The 4,197-nt window shown below is 62.4% G+C and carries 5 protein-coding genes; all 5 read left to right on the plus strand.

Going from position 1 to position 4,197, the window contains the following annotated elements:
• Window positions 1–345 (plus strand): type VI secretion system contractile sheath small subunit (gene tssB / locus RMO40_RS06920; protein WP_309718185.1); only part of this gene is annotated, 345 nt, incomplete at its 5' end.
• Window positions 346–468: 123 nt separating this feature from the next.
• The gene (tssC, locus tag RMO40_RS06925) at window positions 469–1,962 is read left to right on the plus strand and encodes a type VI secretion system contractile sheath large subunit (protein WP_309718188.1); all 1,494 of its coding nucleotides are present in this window, start codon (window positions 469–471) and stop codon (window positions 1,960–1,962) included.
• A gap of 96 nt (window positions 1,963–2,058) precedes the next feature.
• A complete protein-coding gene (locus tag RMO40_RS06930; RefSeq protein ID WP_309718191.1) occupies window positions 2,059–2,538 on the plus strand; it encodes a type VI secretion system tube protein Hcp in 480 nt (159 codons plus the stop codon).
• 200 nt (window positions 2,539–2,738) lie between these two features.
• On the plus strand, window positions 2,739–3,248 hold the full coding sequence (locus tag RMO40_RS06935; protein WP_309718194.1) for a type VI secretion system tube protein Hcp: 510 nt from the start codon (window positions 2,739–2,741) through the stop codon (window positions 3,246–3,248).
• 5 nt (window positions 3,249–3,253) lie between these two features.
• A complete protein-coding gene (locus tag RMO40_RS06940; RefSeq protein WP_309718197.1) occupies window positions 3,254–4,051 on the plus strand; it encodes a type VI secretion system accessory protein TagJ in 798 nt (265 codons plus the stop codon).
• Window positions 4,052–4,197: the final 146 nt, after the last annotated feature.

The following is a 4,197-nucleotide window of genomic DNA, read 5'->3' on the forward strand; positions in this document are numbered from 1 at the left end:
TTCGACGTCGACAACTTCGACAGCCGCATGAAGTCGATGAAGCCGCGTGTCGCCTTCCAGGTGCCCAACACCCTCACCGGCGAAGGCAACATGAGCGTCGACATCACCTTCGAGAACATGGACGACTTCTCGCCCGCTGCCGTGGCACGCAAGGTCGACTCGCTCAACCAGCTGCTCACCGCACGCCAGCAGCTGAGCAACCTCATCACCTACATGGACGGCAAGACCGGTGCTGAAGAGCTGCTCGCCAAGGTCATCTCGGACCCGGCGCTGCTCAACAGCCTGGCCAGCGCCAAGAAGGCGTCCGACGCCCCGGCGGCGGCCGACGCACCCAAGGCCGAGTAAGCGAGACCAGCGCAAACCTCATCTCACCCCGTTCGGGCTGAGCCTGTCGAAGCCTTTTTGGCATGCCGACAGACCCTTCGACAGGCTCAGGCCGAACGGAAAAATTGAAGACGGAGAACCCACATGGCAGAAGCACAAACTCAATCCTCGGCCCTCAGCGGCGTTGAATTCCAGGGCGGCGATTTCGCCAGCCTGCTGAACAAGGAATTCAAGCCCAAGAGCGACGAAGCCAAATCCGCCGTTGAAGCTGCGGTGCTCACACTGGCGCAACAGGCGCTGAGCAAGACCCAGCTGATCGGCAGCGACGTGGTCGCCTCCATCGAGGCCATGATCGCCGAGCTGGATGAAAAGCTCAGCTCGCAGATCAATCAGATCATGCACCACGCTGATTTCCAGCAGATCGAATCTGCCTGGCGCGGCCTGCATCACCTGGTCAACAACACCGAGACCGACGAGCAGCTGAAGATCCGCGTGATGAACATCAGCAAGGCCGAGCTGGGCAAGACGCTCAAGCGCTACAAGGGCACGGCCTGGGACCAGAGTCCCATCTTCAAGCGCGTCTACGAAGAAGAGTTCGGCCAGTTCGGCGGCGAGCCCTTCGGTTGCCTGGTCGGTGACTACTACTTCAACCATGGCCCGCAAGACGTGGAGCTGCTGGGCGAGATGGCCAAGGTGGCCGCGGCCGCCCACACGCCCTTCATCGCTGCTGCCGACCCGGGCCTCGCGCAAATGGGCTCGTGGCAGGAGCTCGCGAACCCACGCAACCTGACGCAGATTTTCACCACGCCCGAATACGCCGCCTGGCGCTCACTGCGCGAGAGTGACGACGCCAAGTACATCGGCCTGGCGATGCCGCGCTTCCTGGCGCGCATTCCTTACGGCGCCAAGACGAATCCGGTCGAAGAGTTCAACTTCGAGGAAGAAACCGCCAACGCCGACCACACCAAGTACACCTGGGCCAACTCGGCGTATGCGATGGCGGTCAACATCAACCGTTCTTTCAAGATGTATGGCTGGTGCTCGCGCATCCGCGGCATCGAGTCGGGCGGCTCGGTCGAAGGCCTGCCGACGCACACCTTCCCCACCGATGACGGTGGCGTCGACATGAAGTGCCCGACCGAGATCGCCATCAGCGACCGGCGCGAAGCAGAACTCGCCAAGAACGGCTTCATGCCGCTGGTGCACCGCAAGAACAGCGACTTTGCCGCTTTCATTGGCGCCCAGTCGCTGCAAAAGCCGGCCGAGTACGACGACCCCGATGCCACGGCGAACGCCAACCTGGCTGCGCGCCTGCCCTACCTCTTTGCGACCTGCCGTTTTGCGCACTACCTCAAGTGCATCGTGCGCGACAAGGTGGGCTCCTTCAAGGAGAAGGAAGACATGGCCAAGTGGCTCAACAACTGGATCATGAATTACGTCGACGGCGACCCGGCCAACTCGTCCGAAACCACCAAGTCACAGAAGCCACTCGCGGCGGCTGAAGTGACGGTGGAAGAGATCCCCGGCAACCCCGGCTACTACTCGTCGAAGTTTTTCCTGCGGCCCCACTACCAACTCGAAGGGCTCACGGTGTCTTTGCGTCTCGTCTCCAAACTGCCTTCTGCCAAGGCGGCATAACTAGATTTCCCCAGATCGATCGACAGGTTTTTTTGCCATTCAGCGTCATAACCAGCGCAGGCAACTTTCTTCTCAAACCATCTAGGAGTTTCAATCATGAGCGGCGATTTCCACATCAAGTTTGACGGCGTCGAAGGCGAAGCCACCCACAAAGACCACAAGGGAGAAATCGAACTCCTGTCGTGGAGCTGGGAAGTGAACCAGGCTTCCGGCGCCAGCACCGGTGGCGGCTCGGGCCGTGGCAAGGCCGAGCCAGGCAACTTCGTGATCACCCACGTCTATGACAAGGCGTCTCCCGTGCTGGCCAAACACTGCGCTGCCGGCAAGCACTTCAAAGACGCCAAGGTCACCTGCCGAAAGGCGGGCGAGGGCCAGAAGGCGTTCCTCGTGATCACCATGAAGGAAGTGTTTGTCACCGGCGTTTCGCCGTCGGCCGGCTCCGAAGGAGCTATCGAGGAAGAAGTGCGCTGCTCCTACAAGGACATCGAGTTCGCCTACAAGGCCCAGGACGACAAGGGTGGCCTGGGTGGTGAAGTCAAGTTCGGCTGGAACACCTCGACCACCGAGACGCGATAAGCGTGCGGGCTCTCAGCTGGAGCAGTTGAGAGCGCTCTCCCAAAGGCCGTTCGGGCTGAGCCTGTCGAAGCCGGCGCGCACCACGGCGCCGGCACTTCGACTTGCATTTACTCCTGAGTTTGTCGAAGGATCAGCGCGAACGGAATGTGGCGTGACGTGAGGTCGGCAACCCCGATCGTGCGGCTCCCAAAGGATTCATCATGCCTTCAGTCCTCCCCACTTCAGGCGGCGGCGCCATCGACGTCGTCCTGAGCGTGCAAACCAAACGCGCAGGCAAGCTCAAAGGCGAAAGCAGCGCCATCGACCACAAGGAAGAGATCGTCGTGCAAGGCTGGAGCTGGGGTTTGGCCGCCAGCTCGGCGCTCGGCTCCTCGCAGGCCACCGGCCGGCGCAGCTACAAGGACCTGGTGGTGCTCAAGCACATCGACGCGACCAGCACCGCGTTGATGAGCGTGCTGGCCACCAACGACGAGGTGAAGGAGGCCAAGCTCTCCATGCGCAAGGCCGGTGAAGGCCAGCGTGACTACTTCACCATCAAGCTCTCCAACGCCCGTGTGAACTCGCTCGACATCGAGTGCGGCGAAAACGGCGACGCGGTAGAGCGCATCAGCTTCAGCTTCACCAAGGTGCAGGTGGACTACGAGCTGCAGCAGGCCAGTGGCCAGCGCGGCGGAGGCACCAGCTTCCAAGACGAAATCATGACCGCCTGACGCCCATGGCCACCCCTCAAGAACTGTTGGCCTCTGGTGACCCGGCGCAAGCCCTCGCGGCATTGCAAGCGCAGGTGCGCGAGAAGCCGGGCGACGCCAAGTTGCGCGTCTTCCTGTTCCAGCTGCTCAGCGTGCTGGGCACCTGGGAGCGCGCCATGGCGCAGCTCGACGTGTGTGGTGAGCTCGACCACGGCACGCTCGCGATGGTGCAGACCTACCGCGAAGCCATCAAATGTGAAGCCGTGCGTGGCGCAGTGTTCGCAGGCAAGACCACGCCCGTTGTCTTCGGCCAACCCGCCGCCTGGGTGGCCATGCTGATCGAAGCGCTGGGCCAGGAGGCACAAGGCAACCTCGCCCAGGCACAGCACCTGCGCGCCAACGCCTTCGAACAAGCCCCCACGACGGCAGGCAGCTTGAACGGCGAAAACTTCGACTGGATCGCCGACGCCGACTCGCGCCTCGGCCCGGTGCTCGAAGTGGTGCTCAACGGGCGCTATACCTGGGTGCCTTTCGATTCGCTCGCGGCCATCACCGTCGAAGCGCCCGAGGACCTGCGCGACATGGTGTGGGCGCCGGTGCACCTGACCTTCACCAACGGTGGCGATTCGGTGGCGCTGGTGCCGACCTGCTACCCCGGCACCCGAGAGCAACCCAATGGTGTTCTGAAGCTCGCCCGCGCCACCAAGTGGGTGGAACTGGGCCCGGATCAATATGCAGGGGTAGGCCAGCGAATTCTTTCGACCAGCAGCGCCGAGATGGGTTTGCTGGAAGCGCGTGAGATCAAGCTGACTCCCGCCACATGAACCTGCGTGACCGGCTTCAGCCCGCCCTGCTGGATCGCCTGACGGACTTCAACCCGCAGTCGCAGGTCGAAGCCGACGACGTTCGCATGATGAACAAGTCGCAGATCCGCGAAGCGGTGCTGCGAGACCTCTCCTGGCTGCTCAAC

Origin of the sequence: Rhizobacter sp. (assembly GCF_031412075.1) — a bacterium.
GTDB lineage: Bacteria > Pseudomonadota > Gammaproteobacteria > Burkholderiales > Burkholderiaceae_C > Rhizobacter.

What these genes read in the sequence shown, in the direction of transcription:
- tssC (WP_309718188.1), top strand. Translation starts at nt 469, where the DNA reads ATGGCAGAAGCACAAACTCAATCCTCGGCCCTCAGCGGCGTTGAATTC.
- RMO40_RS06930 (WP_309718191.1), top strand. Translation starts at nt 2,059, where the DNA reads ATGAGCGGCGATTTCCACATCAAGTTTGACGGCGTCGAAGGCGAAGCC.
- RMO40_RS06935 (WP_309718194.1), top strand. Translation starts at nt 2,739, where the DNA reads ATGCCTTCAGTCCTCCCCACTTCAGGCGGCGGCGCCATCGACGTCGTC.
- RMO40_RS06940 (WP_309718197.1), top strand. Translation starts at nt 3,254, where the DNA reads ATGGCCACCCCTCAAGAACTGTTGGCCTCTGGTGACCCGGCGCAAGCC.